Source organism: Paenibacillus macquariensis (genome assembly GCF_900156375.1).
GTDB lineage: Bacteria > Bacillota > Bacilli > Paenibacillales > Paenibacillaceae > Paenibacillus_AQ > Paenibacillus_AQ macquariensis.
Map to the genome: position 1 here is coordinate 537112 of NZ_FTNK01000002.1, position 22222 is coordinate 559333.

A 22222-nucleotide genomic window follows, 5' to 3' on the forward strand; every position below is an offset into this window, starting at 1 on the left:
GATAAAGGGATGTATTATCTCTCAATCTTGCCTTTGTTTTTTTAATACTCATTGATCATCAGTTGTCATTTCTCAATCCTTATTGCTCTTCCAAACACACATTATTTATGCTTGCTATGACGCCAGAACACGACTGGGATAAGCAGTAGTGAAAGAATCCCTCCAGCAAGTGAGAGTGTTGTATAACTAGAATAAGCTAACACCATGCCAGATAGTGCTCCACCTGATGCTCCTGCCAAAGCGATCAATACATCGACAGATCCTTGCGTCTTTGCACGAGTGGATGGATGAGTTGAATCCAAGATGAGTGCAGTACCACTAATCAAGCCGAAGTTCCAGCCAAGTCCAAGTAAAGAAAGAGCAATAATCAGTACTAGTATGGAATCAGCTGGTGCAATAGCAGCCACTATAGCAGCAGCAAGAAGAGTGGCACCAGAAGCCAATGCCATTAGCTTACGTCCAATCTTATCTACAAGAATACCCGTCAAGAGAGAGGGCAAGTACATTGCACCTACATGGAACCCAATTACGAGTCCTACTGCTTTCAAATTGTGTCCATGATGCCCCATATGTACAGGTGTCATTGTCATAATTGCAATCATGACAATTTGGGTTAAGACCATTACAGTTGCTCCAACTATGATCCCACGTTTATTTACTGCTAGTGATATGGAATTCGCGTCTAATAGATCTCGCTCATTCTGATTCTGTACATCTGTTGCAATGGCTTTCGCAACGATGAGAGGGTCTGGTCGAAGAAATACTAGAAGTACCATACCAGCAATAATGTAGGCTGCAGCTGCTAGAATAAACGGGCCCGCAAGAGCAGGCACACCGATTGACATAGCAAACCTACCCATTACGTCAACCAAATTTGGCCCCGCAACAGCACCGAAGGTGGTTGAAACCATCGCAATACTAATAGCAGTTGCACGCTGTCTAGAATTTGCTAGGTCAGTTCCTGCATAGCGAGCCTGTAAATTGGTTGCAGTACCGGAACCATAGATGAGTAGAGATACTAAAAGTAGTAGAACATTATTAGTTAATGCTGACATTACTACGCCAATCGCACCGATACCTCCAAGTAAGAATCCTGTCGCGAGTCCTAAACGGCGTCCAAAACGTTGAGAAAGTTGTCCTACCAGTAGCGCTGCACCTGCTGAACCAAGAGTGAACAGCGCTGCAGGAACACCTGTGAAACTATCTGTTCCTAACATATCCTGCGCGAGTAGTGCCCCCACTGTTATACCTGCAGCAAGTCCTGCGCCTCCAAAAATTTGTGAAATAACAACGATAAGCAGCGTCCGTCGATATAATTGCCGTTGTTTTATGGGAGAATCAATGTAACTTTGTAACCCACTTGAGTGATGGTCTAATGCTTTTATATCATCCGATGTACTCGACATCACTTAGACCTCCTTTCCAAGTAACCAATTTTTATAATTTACAAATACATTCCAATCTTGAACACTCTCTTATGATTTCCGTGGTCATGAAGCCAGTGTTTCTTCTAATTTTTCTATCAATGTTTAATCAGTAGTCTATCTACTTTAGATTTAACAGGAGACGCTTAAGCAGGACAAGTCCTCTATCCAATTCATCAACATCTTTAGTCGATGTTAGTGAAATACGAATAAACTGAGCTGATTCATCTTTTTTGGCCAAAAAACGATCGGAATGATATACATGGATACCATATGTTAAAGCATTTTGTTCAAACTCCTTGAGTGTACAAGGATGAGACAGTGGAAGCCATCTGAAAAAACTAAACGGATTTTCAGATGGATTATTAACTTCAAAATATTTGTTATAAAGTTCATTGCGTACTTTTGCCATTTCTTTCTTTTCTCTAATAATCCTGTCAGCAACGCCTGTGTTAATCAACTCTGCTATAACTTCTGCATTTAAGCCAGACGTTTTGATGTTGATATTAAAGATTCCGTATGTTATTTTCTCTACAAATACATTAGCGTAAGCTATGAAGGCTACTCTCATCCCAGAACTTAGTGATTTAGCGATACTTAGAACATAAACAAATCGATCTGGCACAAAATGTGAAACGGGTAAATAGCCTTCTGGAGCAAGGAATGAATAAATGTCATCTTCTATTAATATAAGTTCGTATTTTTTGATAATATCTGCTATATCCTTTCTCCGGTTCATATTCATCGTGATAGCAGTGGGGTTATTACAGGATGGAACTAAATAAATTCCCTGTAGCTGATTTGCATTGCAAGCAGCATCTAATCTTTCCGGCATCATGCCTAATTCGTCTGCCGCAATAGGTATGAGCTGGATGTTGAGTATGTTAGCGAGCTCAATGAAATTAGGATACGTATACATATCAACCGCAATCTTATCCCCAGGATGGAACAAGGCTATTAAAATCAAAGTTAGAGCATTTTGCCCTCCTGAAGTGATAGCGATGTTATCAACGGGTGCGTCCATGGAAAATCGCTGCATCCACTTCCTAGCTGCCATTTTGTGATAGGGCATACCTAGTGGATGTCTGTAATCAAGTAATTGCTCCAAATAATTTTTATTAGCAATACTTTTAATCGTTTCTACCACTAATCCGTTTGTGCAGTCGAGTGGTTTGACAATGCCCATTTCTATATAATTTAATTCCTCACTACTTTCTGCCATAAAGATAGCATTTCTCGCATTGGGAGTGACAAAGGTTCCCCTCCCAGTAACCGCATATATTAATCCTTTCACTTCACATACTTTAAAAGCTCTAGTTATGGTACTAAGATTAATATCAAGATAATCGGCTAACTCTCTTTGAGGCGGAAGTTTGGTATTAGGTGGCAGATAACCGTTGAGAATATCATATTCTAATAAGCTGGCTATGGATCGATATAACGGAGAAACAAGTTGATCTTTATCTGGTTTCCACGTCATAGGATATTGTTCAAATGAATTTACGGGCATTCTTAAGCCTCCTGAAAAATTGTCTTGCATACAATTATATCATTTAAACCATACAATTAATGTGCTAAAGTTATAAATGTGATTCATTATCAACTTATTTAGGAGGTTAATACAATGAAATATTATGTTGTAGATGCATTTGCAGAACAATTATTCGAAGGGAATCCTGCGGGAGTCTGTATTATGAATGATTGGATTTCAGATGATACCATGTTAAACATTGCTGCAGAAAATAATCTTTCTGAAACCGCGTTTGCTGTTAAAGAAGCAGAGGGCTATCGTTTGAGATGGTTTACTCCATTAGAAGAGTTTGACCTATGCGGACATGCTACATTGGCAACGGCGTATGTCATTGCTAACTATTACGAAATAAATTGCGACCAGATTACATTTCAGACCATGAGCGGGGAACTTGTTGTTGTGAAGAAAGGGGATCTTTATGAAATGGATTTCCCTAGCAGAATGCCCGAAAAATGCACCTTAACCGAACAAATGGTTGAAGCTCTTGGTGTAAGACCTGTAGAAACCTATCTGGGTAGAGATTTAATGTTTGTACTAGAACATGAAGAAGATGTTCAGCATGCATCGCCTGATTTCTCCAAGCTCAAACAGCTACCAGGCTTGGGTGTGTCTATTACAGCGAAGAGTCAAAAGTACGACTTCGTTTCTAGAAGCTTTTTTCCAAAGTTAAATGTGAATGAAGATCCAGTATGCGGTTCTGCACATTGTAACTTCATTCCATTTTGGACTAACCGTCTAGGCAAGAATAAATTGGTGGCGAGACAGCGTTCTAAACGTGGGGGAACATTATACTGCGAATTAGTCGGTGATCGTGTGAAAATCAGTGGATCAGCTGTATTATATGCCATATCCGATCTACAGATAAATCAATAAGGTATCAAATAAACGAGCTCATTTTGAACTGAAATAGAACAAAATGAGCTCTGATACAATATACATTAGTTGAATGATTATGTTAAATCTATAACAACTTTAATTGTTTCTTTAGCATCGATTGCTTTATTGAATGCTTCTTGAATATTATCAAGTTTATAGACTTGTGTAACGATGGTAGAAAGATTAGTTATATTTGTAAGGTGTTCAATGACCTTCGCAATATCCTCGTGAGTATAACCACTAGCACCTTTAATTTGTACTTCTTTTGACATGACTTGTGCCAGACTAATAGGGACCTCATTTTTATAAACGGCTATAATCGAAATTCTAGCATGAGGTTTGGTAATCTTCATGACTTGATCAAATAGAATAGGTGCTCCTGCTGCATCAATAAATACATCCACATCTGGCACGTTTTGTCCGTATACGTTTATTGCACCAAAATGTTTGGTGAGTCCTTCTTCAAGGCTTTCTTTCGTTGTATTTACCGTAACAGCACCTAGTTCGATTGCTTTCTCTAAACGCCAATCATCAATATCAACTACACATACATTAGTAATTCCTTCCGCAATTAAACTTGCAGCAGCTGAAAGACCAATCGGACCAGCACCTAATACAACTACTTTATCCGTTGGCACAGGATTTGCACTAAAAGCACCATGACGTCCAACACTCATCGGTTCCATCAATGCCGCTACTTCTACAGGGATATTTGGATTCATTTCATATAAGTTATGATTCAGTGATGCATCTTCAATCAGGACAAATTGTGAAAATCCAGAGCATTCTAGCGATTTACGACGCCCAACCTTCTTTGCTGTGATAGGATTTATCCCAACGCGCATCCCAACTACAATATCAGAAGATACATCTGTTCCTACCTCAACAATTTCGCCTACCATTTCGTGTCCGAACTCGGAACCTATACTGATACCCATATTACCTGCTCCAACCTTCACGATATTAATATCTGTACCACAGATACCACTACGTAAGTTGCGTACTAAGACATCTTTGGTTCCAACAGTAGGAATTGGTCGTTCTTCCACGCGAATATCATTCTTACCATAATATATTGCTGCCTTCATCATGTAAGTACACTCCTTCTCATACATCAATATATGAACGGGTATAATTTTAATTGTTTAAAGAGAAATGAGCAAACAACAATCGAAAGAACATCTAGTTCAGTTAGCTGACAAACCGGTTTTGTATATATATAACATTGACTCTACTTATATCTATCGTTTATAGTACCTCAGTACTTCAATGCTAGAAAGCAAAACAGCATAAAAGTAAAAAAGTGAATAGGAATATGAATCTTATTCCCGATAACAATGTATAAGGAGCTCTAACATCATGAACAGACAACTTAGTTTCTCAAAAAGCATCATCATCATCGTTTTTATCCTGGCACTTCTATTTGTATCGATCTTTCTATTAAAAGCGGAACCGCAAATTCCACTTCTCGCAACTACTGTTGGCACCGCCACCTTATTGCGCTTTTTTGGATTTTCATGGGATAGACTCGAATCTGCCATTATTAAAGGCATTCAAACGGCTATTATGCCGATTCTTATCCTCTCACTCATTGGTATTCTGATAGCCGTATGGATGATGAGCGGTACGGTACCAACGATTTTATACTATGGTATGGATTATATTAATCCGCAATATTTTGCAGTGAGCGCGTTATACATCACGATCGTCATCTCGATGTTCACTGGCAGCTCATTTACTACAGTAAGTACGGTTGGTGTCGCTTTGATGGGAATTGCTTTATCAACGGGTATTTCTCCAACCTTAGCTGCGGGAGCAATTATCTGTGGGGCTTGTTTTGGTGATAAAATGTCGCCATTATCAGATACAACGAACTTTGCCCCAGCAGTGGCTGGTATATCATTATTCACACATATTCGCAACATGCTATACACAACGCTACCGTCTCTAGTCGTAACGACTGTATTTTTCCTATTAGCGCCAAAGACCAATACGATAGACTTATCATCGTTGCAAGAAATCAAGCTTGCATTGCATGAGGGGTTCCAAATTCACTGGTTAACGTTGGTATCACCGCTCGCGGTTATTGCTTGCTCTATCAAGCGGATTCCGATACTTCCAACGCTAGTCACTGGGATAGGCAGCGGCCTTCTAGTGACTGCTTTCGTTCAGCATCAGACAGCAATCGATGTCTGGTTTAGTGTGATGCAAAGCGGATACAAAGGTACGATCGCTAACGAAACGGTTGCTTCGATCGTTAACCGAGGCGGTTTGCAATCGATGATGTGGTCCGTATCTCTGATCTTAATTGCTCTATCCTTAGGAGGATTGTTACAGCATTGTGGCGTCATCGAAGCCTTCTTCCAGAAGCTTATTCAACCACTGAAACGTAAGAGCAGCATTGTTATCATGACCGGTGCATCATCTATTGCGGTAAATGGCATGACCGGCGAACAGTATCTCTCTATCCTTTTATCTGGACAAATGTTCAAGGATGAATATACCCGCAGAGGTATTCCAGCGAAGACGTTATCCCGTACGCTTGAAGATTGTGGAACACTCGTTAATCCTTTGATTCCATGGGGCGTGAGTGGAGCATTTTTCGCAACTACACTTGGTGTTCCGGTGATAGAATATGCACTTTATACACCTTTCTTATGGTTAAGCCCTTTATTCACGTTCGCCTATGTATTGATTCCTCGATTGCAAAGGAACTCACTTGGTAAGGATAAGTAGAGAAGCGACGGAAAGGAGTTAATACCATGAGAACTATAGATTTGGAGGAATATGAAGTTATGACAGAAAAAGAAAAATCTCAACAAGGACTACTTTATAATGCAAATTATGATCAAGAGTTAATTGAAGAACGTTCATATGCTAAAGGACTTTGCTACGATTATAATCAGCTCCATCCAGGAAAAGTAAATGAAAGAGAAGCAATAATAAAAACGCTGCTAGGTAATACAACCGATCGTTTCTTAATAGAGCAGCCTTTCGTGTGTGACTATGGATATAATATTGAAATCGGAGAAAACTTTTATTGCAATCATAATAGTGTCATGTTAGATGGAGCCAAAATAGTATTTGGAGATAATGTATTTGTAGCGCCAAATTGCGGATTTTATACAGCGGGTCATCCGTTTGACGTGGAGCAACGTAATGAGGGATTAGAAATTGTAGCCCCAATCACTGTAGGAAATAACGTTTGGATTGGCGGTGGTGTGACCGTTATTGCTGGTGTAACAATCGGCGGCGATACGATCATCGGTGCAGGGAGCGTTGTGACAAAGAATATTCCATCTGGCGTAATAGCTGCAGGTAATCCTTGTAGAGTACTACGTGAAATTACGGAAGAAGACAAGACGAAGTATAGACGGAATTGACAAGAAAACAACCCTTATGCATATATATTTCACTGTTTCGTCATGTCTAAATATGTGATAACTTGGTTTTAAAAGATATACTAAAGAATGAGAATGGGAGATTTATGAAGTTGTTGAAAGTGAGAAGGGGTTGATACAAGTTGAGAAGAAAAATCTTAGTGGCAACTGGATTGGGTGCTGTTGTGTTAGGGATAGGCGCGTTTATGTTTATGGGAAGTGTCGAAAAAAATGCGCCTACAGAAATTGATGCACAAAGTATTAAAAAAATGGTGCATGGATACAGTACAGACATATTAACAGCTAAGTCCGCTTCAATCACATCGAAGCAACTCATCGTAACCGAAAATGACGAACAATCGTCAACCTATGACTTACCCGACAATGAGTTTTTTCTTTCCATTGCACCGTATGTTGATCAAACACACCCTTGTGCAACCCATAGCTTGACTGGGTGCCAAGGAGAAATGGTGGAAAAAGAGTTTAACGTAAACATCAAAGACGAGGATGGTAGCGTAATTGTGGATGAAAAAATGAAATCCCAATCTAACGGATTTATCGATCTGTGGCTACCACGTGACACAAAGTATAGCATAACAGTTGAACATGACGGAAAGACGGCGGAGTCCGAAATATCAACGTTCGAGACCGACGATACTTGTCTCACAACAATGCAGCTTGGTTGATATTAAAGACGCTTAGGCGTCTTTTTTTTGTGGTTATAGTACTCTAATCATTAGCCTAGTGTACAACTAGTTTCACGATAAATAGGCATTAAGAAATAGAAATAAGAGAAATGTATAAAAAAAATCAATCGTTTTTCAGGACAACTACGTCTTATCTTTGTATACATAATTTAGATGACTTCTTCCCAATACCAACACGAAGAAATAGAAAGGGGAGTGGTGGATAGTGGGAACTTTGGAAGAGGTCAGATTAGCAGACTTTGCGCTAATGGATGAAGAAATCTTTTTTGAACGCCTGTACGTCGAGCACCGCAAAATGTACGCGATCGCTTTCAGTTATCTGAGGACGGAAACGGACGCCCTGGAAGTAGTGCAAGAAGCGTCATGTCGGGCATGGATGAAGCGCAAAAAACTCAAGGACGAGCAATCCTTTACGTCCTGGGTAATCCGAATTACGATCAACTGTTGCATGGATGAACTCCGGCGTAAAAAGCGTGTGTTTCCAGCAGAAACGTTGGAAGAGAATGCGGTTCTGGAAATGACTAGCAACGATCGGATCGACTTGGAACGGGCAATGGTGCGGATGAAGCCCAAATATCGGCATGCTGTGATGCTAAAATACTATCAGGATATGACAACTGTTGAAATTGCAAAAGTGCTAGAAAAACCAGAGGGGACGATTAAAACCTGGCTACGAGAAGGACTCAAGCAGCTTCGGAAATATCTGTAGAGATACGGGAGGCGAATGAAAATGATAGAAAGAGAAGAACGTATTCTTCATCAGGATGCTGATGAAGTTAACAAGCGTGTTGAAACTTTACAAGAAATGAAAATTTATAATGCTATGCGAGGTGGAATTATGCGTGGGAAAAAACGCGAGAAGAAACATATCTATTCCTTAGGAATAGGTGCGGTTGTAACCGTAGCGGCTGCAGTACTAATTACGTTCTCATTCTTTAAAGAAGTCCCGGTGACTGCACTTGCTCAGGATGCGGTGAGGAGTTCCATCACTAAGAATTGGAGCGATTCTGAAATATTTAGATCTTCATCTGTACAAGATAAGTCATTTGTGAGCGCACTTGAACGAAACCTCATTAAGCCTGTTTATCAAAGCGTGGAAATAGGGGGGCTTAAGGTTGAAGTAATGGGTGCTGTAACAGATGGTCGGAAAGTATTTGTCTTACATAGTGTACAAAATAATACGGATCAAACAGTGGTCCCGGCAGATTTCTCTCTTGATTACGGAGATTTCAAGGCTCCTTCTATAGGAGGATCGTTAGACATAACGAGTGAAGATAATCAGATCCGACCAGGTCAAATCAAATACTTTGTATATTCAAATAATAGTCTTTCACCTTCAGTTTCATATCCGAAAGATGTGAAATTCAACATGGCTCTTACCGAGACTTCAGATAAGGCTCTCGCTTCTAGTGGTTCTAGAAACAGCAAGTACCGGACTGATCTGGATGTTCCCTTCGAGCTTGACCCTGACATGTTCAAAGACAAGACTCATACGTTGAAGGTAGAACGTATTCTGACCATTGACGGACAAAAAATTAACGTGCATCAAGTGCTTTATACACCGCTGAGCACCTATGTGGATTTGGAGTATGATAAGGACAACGAGAAACAAATTTTCGAATTAATAAATCCTGTTCTGATCGCTACGAAAGGGGGGAAGTCCGAAAAATTATATTACCCCAACCTAATTACATCGTTCAATTCAGAAGTATACACAGATACTTCCAAGGCCACGCTAGTATACAAGAACTTTGATTATAGCCAGCCAGACTCCATTACGTTGAAAACATTAGGAATTTCAGCTGTCGATAAGGATCAGATGAAAATTGTTGTCGATCTTAACCAGAAACAGATTATTAGTGCGCCGGGAAGTGATCTTGAACTTGTCGAGCCTGAGCCTGAGAATTATGCAGAAGAGGGGGAAATTCTATTAAGGCAGAAGATTGAGAATGAGACTGCCCAAATGTCGATCACGTATCCTTGGTTTTCCAATACTTTCACCGATGCGCAAGGTCAAGTGCATAACAATGTAAGAGTGAATAAAACCACCTCGGGGGGGAACTTCGGCGGACAATCGTCGAAGGATAATACCGTGGTAAACGAGCTTCGTTATAGGTTTGGGGAGAATGCCAAGGATTATCCTCAGCCGCTGACAATAACGATTGCGAGGTATGCGAATCCGATTATGGACACACAGTCTTTAGAGTTGTACTCGAAGGATTAGGAGGTTACTACGGTTAGGAATGACCAATTCTCGTGAAATCATGGTTCCAGTGATCTTCAAGGACTCGAAATAATTAATTCGAGTTCTTTTTTAATATATTTTTATGACCAAGCTCAAAATCAACAACGGTATCCATCGAGCATTGGTTATTTTTTTGAAATGAGGATGAATGCATTTATTCACCAATCAAAACAGTGAATTTCATGATTAACAATACATATACGATGTTAAACAATAATAATTTATTGATAAACGATAAATGATATGATATGATATGACCAACATAAAATTGTGAGGTGTTCTATGAAAAGAGGAAAAACAACTTTTTTGAAACTGTCTGTTGTCATCATTGGTTGTATATTTCTTAGTCTATGTATATTCTGGTTGCCATGGCTTGCTAGAAATACTGTAGAAATGAATCCTGAGTATGGCTATTTGAAATATCCTGTGCTTATAGGTGTTTATACTACAGTGATACCGTTATTTATTGCTCTGTACCACGCTTTAAAACTATTAAATCATATTGAAAATAAAAATGCTTTTTCTGAATTAGCTGTAGAATCATTGAAGTATTTAAAATATTGTGCCATTGCAATAATCATATTATATGTAATTGGACTCACATTATTAGGATTCCAGAACGTCTTACATCCTTCAATTGCAATTATAGGAGGAATAATTATTTTTGCCGCATTAGCAATAGCACTTTTTGCAGCTGTTCTCCAGGAACTGTTAATAAATGCACTTGAAATAAAATCAGAAAATGATTTAACAGTCTGAGGTGATCATATGGCGATAATAATCAATATCGATGTTATGTTGGCGAAAAGAAAAATGAGCGTCACTGAACTTTCTGAAAAAGTCGGAATAACTATGGCGAACCTATCCATACTTAAAAATGGAAAGGCGAAGGCTGTTCGCTTTTCGACTTTAGAAAAAATATGCGAAGTTCTTGAGTGTCAACCAGGTGATATACTGGAGTATTCAAAAGATGCGCTATAAACGAATAACAAGAAATAACGGGATTTAATCATTTATTTGGAGGTTGTAATGATGAAAAAAAATATTCTAGCTTTAATGTCAATTATTATAGGAATCGGTTGTTTTGTCACATATAGTATCATCGGATCCGAAGTCGCACCTGATGGAACACTAAAGGAACCATTCTTTCTCATTCCCATAGGTTACTTATTCTTAGCTATTGGTATAATTCTTGGACTCGCAGTCAGCATAGCATCATTCTTTCGTAAACCCCAAAAAACTGATTAATGGATGTTGATTATTGTATAAAGTATAGCGAGATGAAGATGATAATCTCCCATTTATAATTAAAAGAAGCAGCTCAATTGAGCTGCTTCTTTTAATTATAAGAGAGTTCTAACTCATATGTTCCCGGAATAATATCTGCCGATCTTATTGGTTTATTCTCTCTAATCCGTTGTTATTGTATCATCATAACTATATTGTTAACCATAAATTATTTAATGGTTTACAATGGTGAGCTATCAAGTTATCATTTACCTAATACATAGATGTCGACTCTAGTAGAAATTTAATTGTTCATCATAATAATGGAGGTCGCAAATGAAAACAAAAGAGATGGTATTTGCAGCATTATTCGCTGCATTCATAGGGGTATTAGGCATGATTCCACCCATTACACTGGGTTTTATCCCAGTTCCAATTACCGCACAAACTCTTGGCGTCATGCTAGCAGGATCCTTTTTAGGAAAGAAGACGGGTGCGCTTAGTTTGATTTTATTTATCGTATTAGTCGCTTTAGGTTTACCTTTATTGTCGGGTGGACGTGGAGGTCTCTCTGTATTCGTAGGACCATCTGTTGGTTACATTCTAAGCTGGCCAGTCGCCGCTTTCTGTATCGGTTATATGACCGAAAAGGTGTGGTCCTCGTTAAGAACATGGAAAGTTATCGTCATTAATCTTGTATTTGGTGTTGTGCTTATAAGTTTAATCGGTGCGCCAGTCATGGCTATCATTACACATACATCGGTGTGGGCAGGTCTTGTGGGTGCTACCGCATTTCTACCAGGAGATTGTCTTAAAGCCATTATCGTAGCCATCATTGCACTACAGTTAAAAGCCGTCAGTCCGATAGAAGAAAAAGTGAATAACACATAGTACTGAAATTTAGAATAGGTGTGATGAGCAATGAATCTAGTAGAACCATTACTACACTATGCAACGCAGCAACCTGACCAAATCGCTTTATCTGATGGTAATAAGTGCCGTACTTATTCTGCATTAGTACAGAGGATGAAACAAATTGCACTGGGTTTACAACGAAATGGTCTAAACCACGACAGGATTGCTATTATATCTACGAATCGTATCGAATTTGTGGAGGTTTTTCTTGGAGCGATCTATGCAGGGTGTGTGCCTATTCCGTTGGATCCAAAATGGAGTTCAAAAGAAGTGAATGCCATAGTAGAGCAGTGTCAACCAAAAATGATTTTTGCAGAGACTGCATTCGCTAAGAAGCTAGTCTTACACGACAAACAAATCCAACTTCTTACCTTTTCAGCAGCTGAAGAAGCGGGTTTTTATGAAAGCTGGATAGATACTTTACAGCCAGAGGCTGAAATAGATAACACCAATGAACTATTATTTATCGGTTTTACTTCAGGCACAACAGGAACACCAAAGGGGTATATGCGCACACATTTGTCGTGGTTGAACAGTTTTAAGTCTACGAGTGAAGCTTTCCAGCTGAACAACATGACGCATGTGTTAGCCCCTGGTCCATTTGTACACTCTTTGTCGTTATTCGCTATCATGCAGAGTCTATACACTGGTGCTACCTTTCATATTGTAAAAGATTTCAACGCAAGTAAGGTTCTGCAATTGTGTAAACAAATCCCCGAGATGATTTTGTATGTCGTACCAACGATGATTGAATCGATGATACAGGAGACGATACCTCGCGCGACGCAAATACAAGCTTTGATTAGTTCGGGTGGGAAGTGGACTGAGACATCGAAGAATAGGTGCAAAGAGGTATTTGGTGGGGTAAAACTATACGAATTTTACGGATCCTCTGAAGCTAGTTATATCAGTTATTTGGATATTCATGCCGCAAACAAGCTCAATTCAGTAGGCAGGCCTTTCCATGGCGTAGAGATCTCTATTCGTGACGAACATTTTCAAGAAGTACCCACCGATAGCATCGGGCAGCTATACATTCGAAGTGAAATGATGTTTAAAGGTTATTATCAATTACTTGAGGAAACGACTTCCGTTTTTCGAGATGGGTGGCTCATTACTGGAGACTTTATGTATATAGATCAGTATGGCTACTTATATATGGCTGGTCGCTCTAACAATATGATGGTAACCGGAGGCCTTAATGTGTTTCCAGAGGAAGTAGAGTCTGTGCTACAGCAGATTCCAGAAATTCAAGAAGTGATGGTGCTTGGCGTGCCAGATGCCTACTGGGGTGAACAGGTGACGGCACTCGTGAAATGGAGTGGTCAACAGCGCTTGTCTACAGAAGAAATTAAGAATTACTGCCGTCAGCATTTAGCGAGCTACAAATCCCCGAAGCAGATTATCACAGTAGATCAATTCATCTATACAAGTAGTGGGAAAATGGCTCGTCAGGCCATGAAAGACGACATGAAAAGAGTGATGGTATGACTGAGGCTGTAATTGTAATGGCTAAACGTACCCCTATCGGCAAGATGGGCGGCAGATTAAGTACTCTTGAGCCAGAAGGTTTATTAGCACCGCTTATTCGACATCTGGTAGCAGTAACGAATTTACCAGAGGATTTAATCGATGATGTCATCATTGGTAATGTCGTAGGTCTAGGTGGCAATATTGCACGAGTTGCTGCTCTAGAAGCAGGACTTCCAGTCACGGTCCCAGGTGTCACTGTTGATCGACAGTGCGGTTCTGGTCTAGAGGCTATCAATATAGCGGCACGGTTAATTCAGAGCGGCGCGGGTGAGATTTATTTAGCAGGTGGAGTTGAGAGCACAAGTCGCGCACCATGGAAAATGGCCAAGCCACAGACTCTAATGGGTGTACCGCAGCTATACACACGTGCTCACTTCACGCCAAGTTCCTATGGTGACCCTGATATGGGTATTGCAGCGGAGAATGTCGCTAAACAATATGCAATTTCTAGAGACGAACAGGACCGTTATTCTTTAACAAGTCATCAAAAAGCGATTCACGCACAGCAAACAGGCCGTTTTCTGCAAGAAATTGTTCCTGTTCAAGTGAATGGCCAATGGATTATCCACGATGAATGTCCAAGAGCCGATACGAGCCTGGACAAGCTGCAACGACTATCACCAATCTTTCTGGAAGAGGGAACCGTAACCGCTGGCAATGCGTGTCCTCTTAATGATGGGGCATCTCTTGTTCTCATCATGTCCCATGAAAAATGTAAGGAGCTTAACCTAAAACCTATTCTGCGAGTGGTTGATGCTCAAGCTGCAGGTGTAGATCCGAATTATTTAGGTATCGGTCCTGTCCCAGCTGTTCAGAAGGTGCTAAATCGTCAATGTCTGACGGTCGCCGATTTGGATATCGTGGAGTTCAATGAAGCGTTTGCCTCGCAAGTATTGGCTTCGCTGAAGGAGCTTCAGATTCCAGAGGAAAAGGTCAATCGTGGAGGAGGCGCACTAGCCATTGGACATCCTTATGGTGCTTCAGGAGCCATATTAATGACGCGCTTATGTGCGGAAATGCTGCACAAACCTTATAAGCGAGGTCTTGCCACCCTAGGTATTGGTGGCGGGATAGGTCTTGCAACCCTCGTGGAGGCTATCGAATGAACAGCGTCCAACATCGACTTCATATCACCGCTGAATGGATTACGGACTATGCTCAAAGTATCGAAGCTCCCTTGCAACGGATACATGGCGATATCATCGCACCCGCAACGATGCCGATTATTTTCTGGCAATCATTCGATATTCCTTGGTTGAATGTGGAAGGCCCTTTTATTCACGGTTCACAGCACTTTTCATACAAGGCACCCATTATTGCGGAGATGATCTTAGATTGTGAATTATCTCTTTCGAAGGTGGAGAAAAAAGTAGGAAGTCAGGGAGATTTGACTCTATATACCCATACCCTTGTTTGCAAATGTAACGGTGATCTCATCGTCACAGCAGATACCGTATTAATTCGAGTAGGTGATCAAAATGAAGAAACACATAACCGCTGAAGCTATTCAGCAATATGCCGCTACCTCTAACGATAAGGCTGCCATTCACCTGAATGTTGAAGCCGCAGCAAAGGCTGGATATAAGAGGACTGTCGCGCATGGCATGTATATTATGGGATTAGCACAATCTTTGTATTTAACCGATCATCCAACACAATGGATCACGACCTATAGTATGAAATTTCACAATCCACTATTAGTAGATACAGTAGCGATTTTTGAGTATGAGGTCTGTGATGGCAATATCCATGTGATCGTGGCAATCGAATTTAGCGAAGTGATTGCTTCGGGTACTTTTTCAGTGAAAGAGGGGTCGAAATGAAAAAGGTAGCCTTAATTACAGGAGCGACTAGAGGCATTGGACGCAGCATCGCCTTACATCTAGGACAATCCGGTTATCAAGTGGTTGTCAATGGTACGAAGCCTGCGTTAATCAACGAAGTAGTGGAGGAGATTCATCATACAGGCGGTGAGGCTATCGGGTACTGTGCCAATGTGGCTGATCCAGTCGCGGTCACTTCGATGGTGGATGATGTCATAGCTAAGTATGGACATACTGATGTATTGATCCATAACGCTGGCAATTTGCATGACCAACACTGTCTGCATATGACGGATGAAGCGTGGACATCTGTATTGGATGTGCATTTAAATGGGGCTTTTTATTGCATTCAGCGAGTACTGCCTCATATGCAGATAAATGGCGGTGACATTCTCTTAATGACCTCAACCGCTGGGTTAGCGGGTTCTGTGGGACAGATGAATTACAGTGCGGCCAAAGCTGGAATGCTTGGTATCGTGTGGACGCTAGCCGCAGAACTTAAGGCCAATCGTATTCGGGTGAATGCCATTTCACCAGCTGCCTTAACGGATATGACGAGACCTGTAATCGAACATATTGAGGAAAAGTATGCTAGCCGCAATGAACCATTTCCAGATTTCTGGCGAGTGGGTGAAGCAGATGATATCGCCCGCTTCGTGCTCGCATTACTTGCACAACCGGATGCAGATTTAACAGGTGAAATATTGGGTGTGAACGGTTCGAGGGTCACGAAGTGGCACAAGCCTGCACCTGCCTTTTCTGAACACAGCATAGAGGCATTCTTCACAACCTGGCAACATCAGAAGGGAAGTAACTAAATGATTACATTCGATCACGTTCATTTTTATTATAAAAAAGGACAACCTGTCATCAATAATATGAGTTTTACTATTGGAACAGGAGAGTTTGTGGCAATTGTCGGATCTAATGGTTGCGGCAAGTCTACAATTGCCAAGTTGATGGATGGATTGCTGCTACCCAAGAAAGGCAGTGTGACATTTAATAATCTAGATACTTCAAGACCTACGGATCTTGATATGATCCATGAGCATATAGGCTTTGTATTCCAGAATCCAGAAGACCAATTCATTACTACTAACGTTATGGATGAGGTGGTATTTGGAATGGAGAATATTCGTGTGCCTAGGGAAGAAATACAAAGCCGATTGGATCATGCACTCCGAGCTGTTCAGATGGAGGATTACTTAGATTCGATGCCCCACCAGCTATCAGGTGGTCAGAAGCAACGTGTAGCTATTGCGGCTATTGTCGCTATGCGACCTCAGTTCATTATTTTTGACGAGGCTACTTCCATGCTTGATCCATTAGGGAGGGAGCATGTGCTTTCTATTATGCATGAGTTACACCGCTTGGGCATGACCATCATTCACATTACTCATCATATGGAAGAAGTGTTATCTGCAGAGCGCATATTAGTCATACATGAAGGACGGATTGAATTTGATGGAAATCCGCTGACCTTTTTTGAAACAGTTGACGTTAAAGACTATCAATTAGAGCTCCCCTTTGCTGTGAGATTGTATCAAATGCTCTATCAATCTACGTCACTAATGGCAGATTGGAAGGAGATGATTCGGATACAATGGTCTATCAACTAAACAATGTGAGCGTGAACTATACCGATCGAGTGGCATTGCACAATGTCAGTTGCACGATCGAAGAAGGTAAATGGATATCCATCATTGGCCAAACAGGCGCTGGCAAGTCTACATTTGTCAAAGTGCTGAAGGGGTTGATTCCTAGCATTGATGGAGACTATAGCATTGATCAACAGCCAGTTCAAAGAGATAGCAAAGGTCAACTAAAGGTCATTCCTGATATAGGATACGTTTTTCAATATCCGGAGCATCAATGTTTTGAAACGAGCGTTTATAAAGAACTAGCCTTTGCCTCAAAAATGATGGGTCATTCATCTCAACAGATCACTCACGCTATTGAACTCATATTGCCTCAGGTGGGTCTGTCCGAGGAGATTCTTCCATTGGCACCGTTCCAATTAAGTGGGGGTTATAAACGCCGCTTAGCTATCGCCTCAGTATTGATGATGAATCCGAGACTACTAATTCTAGATGAACCTACAGCTGGTCTAGATCCTGTAAGCCGCCTGAGCCTGATGCGACTACTTAAAGAATGGCAACAACAAGATAATCGTACCATTCTCAACGTATCACACCAAATGAACGATGTTGCCGAATACTCGGATGAGGTGATTGCTTTTCACGAAGGACACTTAATAGGGCATTATGATACGAGTACGTTATTTCTAGAACAAGGACAATGGCTTGCGAAACTCGGAATGTCTCTGCCAGAACCCGTGCAACTATTAAAGGTAGTAGAGGAATTATCCGGCCAAAAGATTGAAGTCGCAAGTTGTAGGGAGCGGGATATATTCGAAAAAGTGTGGCCAATCTGGCATGCAAGGAGTTGCTAAATGGCTAATACCGTACTTCTGGGACAATATTGGGAGACGAATTCATTATTCCACCGACTTGACCCACGAACTAAGATTATAAGCATCATTATCATTATGCTGAGCTTCCTAATGCTAGAAACATTCATCAGTTACGTAGTTGCTACGATCTTGGTATTAGGCATGGTGTTGATGTCCAAAATCCCATTTCATATCTTCAGGAGCGGGTTAAGGCCTGTATTGTTTGTATTGATGTTTACCTTTCTATATCACGTTGTATTCACCAAAGGAAATGTCATTTGGTCCTGGTCATTCATAGAGATAACAATGGAGGGGCTACATAACGGGATACTTATCGTATGGCGAATTATTTTACTCATCTTACTGTCCTCTATGCTAACGTTAACCACACAACCGCTAACATTAGCCCACGGGCTAGAAAAGTTATTAGCACCCTTATCCAAATTGAATGTGCCCGTAGAGCAGTTTTCATTAATGATCGTTATAGCGATTCGGTTTATCCCGACCTTCGTACAGGAGCTTAATCGTATTCTCTTGGCACAAAAAGCTAGAGGTTATGATATTACGTCTTTAACACTACCAAAGCGAATTTTTGCATATATTCCAATGCTCATTCCTTTACTCTTCACCATCATTCAACGTGCCGAACAGTTAACTTACGCGATTGATGCACGTGCGTATGGTAATGGGAAAGGGAGAACCACCTTTAAACAATTAAAATTTCAGCAAATGGATTATCAATTAGGGGGCATAGTCATAATAATCACACTGTCCCTGATACTATTAAATATTGGGGGAGTTTAGATGGATATTTATGGGTCTGTCGTGGACAACGAAACACGATGTATTCATTATCATACAGAAAAAGATATTATTGCTATTAAGTTTAAATGCTGCAACCGTTACTATCCATGTTATAAATGCCATGAGGAGCATGCAGATCACAGCATCGAGCGTTGGCCGCAAGAGTATTTTGACGAATTGGCCATTCTTTGCGGTAGCTGTCACACGGAGTTAACGATTCAACAATATATGTATACTACTAGTTGCCTACATTGCGGGGCAATCTTTAATGATAGATGTACCGCGCATTATCCAATATATTTTGAACAGCATGGTATTGAAGAATAAAAAGGGGTGGTGAAGATGAATTGGAATACACGTATCACTGAATTATTACAAATAAAGTACCCTATTATTCAAGGAGGGCTTGGATATTTAGGCTATGCTAATCTCGCTGCAGCTGTTTCCAATGCTGGTGGACTAGGTCAGATCACAGCTATGAGTCTCCCGAATGCAGATGCCCTTCGCCAAGAAATTCAGCGGGCACGTACCCTAACTGATAAGCCATTCGGAGTTAACTTTGCCATAGGTATTCACGGTGTTGAATTTAAGGAGTGGGTCCAGATCGCAATGGATGAGAAAATACCCATTGTGAGCATTACTGGCGGGAATCCTACGCTTGTTATGGAGATGTTGCAGCCCACGGATATTAAATCATTGGTGCTCGTATCCTCATGTAGACAGGCACAAAAAGCGGAACAACTAGGTGCATCTGCTGTGATTGTTGTTGGGCAAGAGGGTGGCGGGCACTTGGGACGTGATGATGTTGGAACCATGGTGATCGTACCCCGGGTGGTCGATGTCGTTAATATTCCCGTCATAGCCTCTGGTGGTATCGGAGATGGCAGAGGATGGATGGCTGCCCATGCACTTGGAGCAGATGGCATCCAAATGGGTACGCGCTTTATCGCTACACAAGAATGTGTCGACGCTTCCACTTCCTATAAAATGGCCTTAATTGAGAGTTCAGAATCAGATACAGCTGTGATCAAACGTTCAATTCATGCACCTGCTAGAGTTTTACGAAGTGACTACATCGAAAACATTCTCGAAATTGAACGTGTGACACCTACTTATGAAGCACTAGAACACTATATTAGTGGTGAGGCCAATAAGCGATGGATTCACGATGGTATCAAAGAAGAAGGCTTCGGGTGGGCAGGGCAAGTGACTGGCATGATCCATGATATCCCAACGGTCGCCGAGTTGATTGAAAGAATGGTAAAAGAGGCAGAGATGATACGAGGAACGTGGGGAGATGTATAAGAAAGTCCTTTTGAACTCATTCTCAAATAGATTATTGCTTGCAGGATTGCAACGAGACCGAGACACTGGTGCGTTCATGGGGTTATTGTACATGAAAGGTAAAGTTGTAATGCCGCGGATTGACTGATCCTTTTTACAATATCGAAGTACCGACCTGAGCGATCAGGTCGGTATTTTGTATTTGGTAGGACTAGGGGGCATTATCGGTTAAAGGGAATTTGGATTTGTTCATACATTGGATATATTTCGTTTTGATATACGTAGATTCATAGCTCCATAGAGTCATGTTCAGTATCTGAAAAAAAACGTATGCTTAAATTTAGACAAATATCCTATCAAACGGTAAGGCATCAACTATTTATAGAGAATGGAGAAAGCACAAATGACTTATAAACAGATTAAATGGATGATTCTTTTCATACCAACATTGACAGTGGGCGTATGGGAATATATTAGACATCAGTTTTTACTGTCCTTTATTTCAATGGACTTAGGAAATTGGCTCACTCCTTTGATCGTTTATCTGGTCAGTATTACCCTACTCAACAAGATGTTCGATATGCTGGAACGCATTCAGACGGAGCTGGAGGTAGAGCGTGCCGTAACAGCAGCACTTGAAGCCAGAGAACAATTGGCTAAAGAACTGCATGATGGAATTGCGCAATCATTGTTTCTGCTCTCCGTTAAGGCAGACCGACTGGAAGAACAGGATGTGGATCAAGAGAGGCATCTTCAAGACGTGTATCAGATACGCAAGACGGTCCATGAAGTGAACCGTTATGTCCGCCAAGCTATAGCAGATTTGAAGTATGAACCCGTTGAAGATAAAAGTGCGATGTCCCATGAATCTATGGAATCTAAGCTGAAAAAAATGGTGGAGGATGTCCCCATATTTATTAGTGTGGATTGGTCGATACCAGATAACTTTTTATCTCCAAAAGAAAAAATCGAGCTGCTAGCCTGTATTCGTGAGGCTGTTATGAATATGGAGAAGCATGCTGATGCTACACACGGTTGGATAGTGGGAGAAGGAGTTAAGGACAATTGGAAGGTTACGATTAAAGATAATGGGCAAGGATTTGTGAACAACCCTTTTATGCATAAAGACCGATATGGTTTGAAAATTATGAAGGAAAGGGCAGAGGCATTGTATTGGGTCATGGAGCTTCATAGCGATCACTTGTATACGAGTGTGGAATTAATTAAAGAGGGTGAATTAAAATGACACACACACGTATACTGGTTGTCGATGATCACGCCCATGCCCGTGAGGCCATTTGTGATATTTTATCCATGGATACGAGCTTTGAAGTGGTTGGGGTAGTGACTAATGGGCTAGAAGCGATAGAATTCACGGCACAGTGGCTGCCGGATTTGATCCTAATGGATATCAAAATGCCGGGGATGGATGGTCTGGAAGCTACTCAGAAGATCAAACTGATGTTCCCTTATGTAAAAATAGTAATGATCACTGTGTCGGTTGACCTGATTTATCTCTTGGAAGCCTTAAAACGCGGTGCCCAAGGTTATCTCTTAAAGAATCTTGCACCTTCAACTTGGCTTCAGTATTTACATTCCATTATCAATGAAGAAGCGCCTTTAAGCCGGGAAGTCGCCTATCAGATTTTGAAAGATGTATCCTTGACTGAAAAAAAGGAGCCTCTGGTTCGCATAACTGCCAGAGAGCAGGATATTCTTAATGGGGTGGCTACCGGATGGACTAACAAAAAAATTGCAGATAATTATAGCATCTCCGAATACACGGTGAAGAATCATCTCAAGAACATCCTGCAAAAGCTACAGGTACAGAATAGGGTGCAGCTTACAAGGTATGCACTGGAAAAAGGACTTATTTCGGACGATTATAATCGTTCGTAAGAGGGTTCTTTTTTTTGAGTTCAGGGGAATTTACGATGACCGGATTGCTTATTTTTCTTTCATAAGTGTGCTACCAAGTATATTCATAGATGAATATGATATAACTCACAAATCAGACACAT

The 22222-nt window shown here is 40.9% G+C and carries 25 protein-coding genes; 22 read left to right on the forward strand and 3 right to left on the reverse strand.

The window, feature by feature from the left end:
- Positions 1-101: 101 nt before the first annotated feature.
- Together BW961_RS05460 and BW961_RS05465 are read right to left on the reverse strand one after the other, a co-directional pair.
- Positions 102-1406: an MFS transporter gene (locus BW961_RS05460; protein ID WP_068581758.1), complete on the reverse strand. Its 1305-nt coding sequence runs from the start codon at positions 1404-1406 to the stop codon at positions 102-104.
- Positions 1407-1545: 139 nt separating this feature from the next.
- Positions 1546-2934: an aminotransferase-like domain-containing protein gene (locus BW961_RS05465; protein WP_068581761.1), complete on the reverse strand. Its 1389-nt coding sequence runs from the start codon at positions 2932-2934 to the stop codon at positions 1546-1548.
- A gap of 114 nt (positions 2935-3048) precedes the next feature.
- On the opposite strand from BW961_RS05465, the gene BW961_RS05470 reads away from it, so the two are divergent.
- The gene (locus tag BW961_RS05470) at positions 3049-3828 is read left to right on the forward strand and encodes a PhzF family phenazine biosynthesis protein (protein ID WP_068581763.1); all 780 of its coding nucleotides are present in this window, start codon (positions 3049-3051) and stop codon (positions 3826-3828) included.
- Positions 3829-3905: 77 nt separating this feature from the next.
- On the opposite strand, the gene BW961_RS05475 is transcribed toward BW961_RS05470, so the two are convergent.
- On the reverse strand, positions 3906-4922 hold the full coding sequence (locus BW961_RS05475; RefSeq protein WP_244555879.1) for a zinc-dependent alcohol dehydrogenase: 1017 nt from the start codon (positions 4920-4922) through the stop codon (positions 3906-3908).
- A gap of 268 nt (positions 4923-5190) precedes the next feature.
- On the opposite strand from BW961_RS05475, the gene nhaC reads away from it, so the two are divergent.
- From nhaC to BW961_RS05580, 21 genes are all read left to right on the forward strand, one after another.
- The gene (gene nhaC / locus BW961_RS05480; RefSeq protein ID WP_068581767.1) at positions 5191-6567 is read left to right on the forward strand and encodes a Na+/H+ antiporter NhaC; all 1377 of its coding nucleotides are present in this window, start codon (positions 5191-5193) and stop codon (positions 6565-6567) included.
- Between the two features lie 59 nt (positions 6568-6626).
- The gene (locus BW961_RS05485; RefSeq protein ID WP_068581964.1) at positions 6627-7214 is read left to right on the forward strand and encodes a sugar O-acetyltransferase; all 588 of its coding nucleotides are present in this window, start codon (positions 6627-6629) and stop codon (positions 7212-7214) included.
- A gap of 140 nt (positions 7215-7354) precedes the next feature.
- Positions 7355-7897, forward strand: coding sequence for a CueP family metal-binding protein (locus BW961_RS05490; protein WP_068581770.1), 543 nt, complete (start codon positions 7355-7357; stop codon positions 7895-7897).
- A gap of 235 nt (positions 7898-8132) precedes the next feature.
- Positions 8133-8627: an RNA polymerase sigma factor gene (locus tag BW961_RS05495; RefSeq protein WP_394327600.1), complete on the forward strand. Its 495-nt coding sequence runs from the start codon at positions 8133-8135 to the stop codon at positions 8625-8627.
- A gap of 21 nt (positions 8628-8648) precedes the next feature.
- Positions 8649-10142, forward strand: a complete 1494-nt coding sequence (locus tag BW961_RS05500; RefSeq protein ID WP_068581773.1) for a DUF4179 domain-containing protein — start codon at positions 8649-8651, stop codon at positions 10140-10142.
- 303 nt (positions 10143-10445) lie between these two features.
- Positions 10446-10922 (forward strand): DUF2975 domain-containing protein, encoded by a 477-nt coding sequence (locus BW961_RS05505; protein WP_068581776.1) that lies wholly within the window; start codon positions 10446-10448, stop codon positions 10920-10922.
- Between the two features lie 9 nt (positions 10923-10931).
- Complete coding sequence (locus BW961_RS05510) at positions 10932-11144, forward strand: helix-turn-helix domain-containing protein (RefSeq protein ID WP_068581780.1); 213 nt, start codon at positions 10932-10934, stop codon at positions 11142-11144.
- Positions 11145-11192: 48 nt separating this feature from the next.
- On the forward strand, positions 11193-11411 hold the full coding sequence (locus BW961_RS05515) for a DUF3955 domain-containing protein (RefSeq protein WP_170878529.1): 219 nt from the start codon (positions 11193-11195) through the stop codon (positions 11409-11411).
- Positions 11412-11726: 315 nt separating this feature from the next.
- Positions 11727-12281, forward strand: a complete 555-nt coding sequence (locus BW961_RS05520) for a biotin transporter BioY (RefSeq protein ID WP_068581786.1) — start codon at positions 11727-11729, stop codon at positions 12279-12281.
- 30 nt (positions 12282-12311) lie between these two features.
- Positions 12312-13796 carry an AMP-binding protein gene (locus BW961_RS05525; protein WP_068581793.1) on the forward strand — a complete coding sequence of 495 codons (1485 nt, stop codon included), beginning with the start codon at positions 12312-12314 and terminating at the stop codon, positions 13794-13796.
- Positions 13793-14944 carry a thiolase family protein gene (locus BW961_RS05530; RefSeq protein WP_068581796.1) on the forward strand — a complete coding sequence of 384 codons (1152 nt, stop codon included), beginning with the start codon at positions 13793-13795 and terminating at the stop codon, positions 14942-14944. The genes BW961_RS05525 and BW961_RS05530 overlap by 4 nt, the downstream gene beginning before the upstream one ends.
- Positions 14941-15339: a hotdog family protein gene (locus BW961_RS05535; protein WP_068581799.1), complete on the forward strand. Its 399-nt coding sequence runs from the start codon at positions 14941-14943 to the stop codon at positions 15337-15339. The genes BW961_RS05530 and BW961_RS05535 overlap by 4 nt, the downstream gene beginning before the upstream one ends.
- The gene (locus BW961_RS05540) at positions 15317-15661 is read left to right on the forward strand and encodes a MaoC family dehydratase (RefSeq protein ID WP_068581802.1); all 345 of its coding nucleotides are present in this window, start codon (positions 15317-15319) and stop codon (positions 15659-15661) included. Before BW961_RS05535 ends, BW961_RS05540 begins: the two co-directional genes overlap by 23 nt.
- Entirely contained in the window at positions 15658-16479 is an 822-nt protein-coding gene (locus BW961_RS05545; RefSeq protein ID WP_068581805.1) for an SDR family NAD(P)-dependent oxidoreductase, read from the forward strand. Before BW961_RS05540 ends, BW961_RS05545 begins: the two co-directional genes overlap by 4 nt.
- Positions 16480-17280 (forward strand): energy-coupling factor transporter ATPase, encoded by an 801-nt coding sequence (locus tag BW961_RS05550; RefSeq protein ID WP_068581807.1) that lies wholly within the window; start codon positions 16480-16482, stop codon positions 17278-17280.
- Positions 17265-18113 (forward strand): ATP-binding cassette domain-containing protein, encoded by an 849-nt coding sequence (locus tag BW961_RS05555; RefSeq protein ID WP_068581809.1) that lies wholly within the window; start codon positions 17265-17267, stop codon positions 18111-18113. Before BW961_RS05550 ends, BW961_RS05555 begins: the two co-directional genes overlap by 16 nt.
- Positions 18114-18917 carry an energy-coupling factor transporter transmembrane component T family protein gene (locus BW961_RS05560; protein WP_068581812.1) on the forward strand — a complete coding sequence of 268 codons (804 nt, stop codon included), beginning with the start codon at positions 18114-18116 and terminating at the stop codon, positions 18915-18917. It begins immediately after the preceding gene.
- Positions 18918-19244 carry a CHY zinc finger protein gene (locus tag BW961_RS05565; protein WP_068581815.1) on the forward strand — a complete coding sequence of 109 codons (327 nt, stop codon included), beginning with the start codon at positions 18918-18920 and terminating at the stop codon, positions 19242-19244.
- 15 nt (positions 19245-19259) lie between these two features.
- The gene (locus tag BW961_RS05570) at positions 19260-20222 is read left to right on the forward strand and encodes an NAD(P)H-dependent flavin oxidoreductase (protein WP_068581818.1); all 963 of its coding nucleotides are present in this window, start codon (positions 19260-19262) and stop codon (positions 20220-20222) included.
- Positions 20223-20604: 382 nt separating this feature from the next.
- Positions 20605-21447 (forward strand): sensor histidine kinase, encoded by an 843-nt coding sequence (locus BW961_RS05575; RefSeq protein WP_068581821.1) that lies wholly within the window; start codon positions 20605-20607, stop codon positions 21445-21447.
- Positions 21444-22100: a response regulator gene (locus BW961_RS05580; protein ID WP_068581824.1), complete on the forward strand. Its 657-nt coding sequence runs from the start codon at positions 21444-21446 to the stop codon at positions 22098-22100. Before BW961_RS05575 ends, BW961_RS05580 begins: the two co-directional genes overlap by 4 nt.
- The last annotated feature ends 122 nt before the right edge of the window (positions 22101-22222 follow it).

Excerpts from the sequence above, each read along its gene's own strand:
- BW961_RS05475 (WP_244555879.1), bottom strand. The coding sequence starts at position 4,922 with ATGATGAAGGCAGCAATATATTATGGTAAGAATGATATTCGCGTGGAA.
- BW961_RS05570 (WP_068581818.1), top strand. The coding sequence starts at position 19,260 with ATGAATTGGAATACACGTATCACTGAATTATTACAAATAAAGTACCCT.
- BW961_RS05580 (WP_068581824.1), top strand. The coding sequence starts at position 21,444 with ATGACACACACACGTATACTGGTTGTCGATGATCACGCCCATGCCCGT.
- BW961_RS05520 (WP_068581786.1), top strand. The coding sequence starts at position 11,727 with ATGAAAACAAAAGAGATGGTATTTGCAGCATTATTCGCTGCATTCATA.
- BW961_RS05535 (WP_068581799.1), top strand. The coding sequence starts at position 14,941 with ATGAACAGCGTCCAACATCGACTTCATATCACCGCTGAATGGATTACG.
- BW961_RS05525 (WP_068581793.1), top strand. The coding sequence starts at position 12,312 with ATGAATCTAGTAGAACCATTACTACACTATGCAACGCAGCAACCTGAC.
- BW961_RS05560 (WP_068581812.1), top strand. The coding sequence starts at position 18,114 with ATGGCTAATACCGTACTTCTGGGACAATATTGGGAGACGAATTCATTA.
- BW961_RS05545 (WP_068581805.1), top strand. The coding sequence starts at position 15,658 with ATGAAAAAGGTAGCCTTAATTACAGGAGCGACTAGAGGCATTGGACGC.
- BW961_RS05505 (WP_068581776.1), top strand. The coding sequence starts at position 10,446 with ATGAAAAGAGGAAAAACAACTTTTTTGAAACTGTCTGTTGTCATCATT.
- BW961_RS05510 (WP_068581780.1), top strand. The coding sequence starts at position 10,932 with ATGGCGATAATAATCAATATCGATGTTATGTTGGCGAAAAGAAAAATG.
- BW961_RS05530 (WP_068581796.1), top strand. The coding sequence starts at position 13,793 with ATGACTGAGGCTGTAATTGTAATGGCTAAACGTACCCCTATCGGCAAG.
- BW961_RS05555 (WP_068581809.1), top strand. The coding sequence starts at position 17,265 with ATGGTCTATCAACTAAACAATGTGAGCGTGAACTATACCGATCGAGTG.
- BW961_RS05500 (WP_068581773.1), top strand. The coding sequence starts at position 8,649 with ATGATAGAAAGAGAAGAACGTATTCTTCATCAGGATGCTGATGAAGTT.
- BW961_RS05470 (WP_068581763.1), top strand. The coding sequence starts at position 3,049 with ATGAAATATTATGTTGTAGATGCATTTGCAGAACAATTATTCGAAGGG.
- BW961_RS05565 (WP_068581815.1), top strand. The coding sequence starts at position 18,918 with ATGGATATTTATGGGTCTGTCGTGGACAACGAAACACGATGTATTCAT.
- BW961_RS05485 (WP_068581964.1), top strand. The coding sequence starts at position 6,627 with ATGACAGAAAAAGAAAAATCTCAACAAGGACTACTTTATAATGCAAAT.
- BW961_RS05575 (WP_068581821.1), top strand. The coding sequence starts at position 20,605 with ATGACTTATAAACAGATTAAATGGATGATTCTTTTCATACCAACATTG.
- BW961_RS05465 (WP_068581761.1), bottom strand. The coding sequence starts at position 2,934 with ATGCCCGTAAATTCATTTGAACAATATCCTATGACGTGGAAACCAGAT.
- BW961_RS05515 (WP_170878529.1), top strand. The coding sequence starts at position 11,193 with ATGATGAAAAAAAATATTCTAGCTTTAATGTCAATTATTATAGGAATC.
- nhaC (WP_068581767.1), top strand. The coding sequence starts at position 5,191 with ATGAACAGACAACTTAGTTTCTCAAAAAGCATCATCATCATCGTTTTT.
- BW961_RS05460 (WP_068581758.1), bottom strand. The coding sequence starts at position 1,406 with ATGTCGAGTACATCGGATGATATAAAAGCATTAGACCATCACTCAAGT.
- BW961_RS05550 (WP_068581807.1), top strand. The coding sequence starts at position 16,480 with ATGATTACATTCGATCACGTTCATTTTTATTATAAAAAAGGACAACCT.
- BW961_RS05540 (WP_068581802.1), top strand. The coding sequence starts at position 15,317 with ATGAAGAAACACATAACCGCTGAAGCTATTCAGCAATATGCCGCTACC.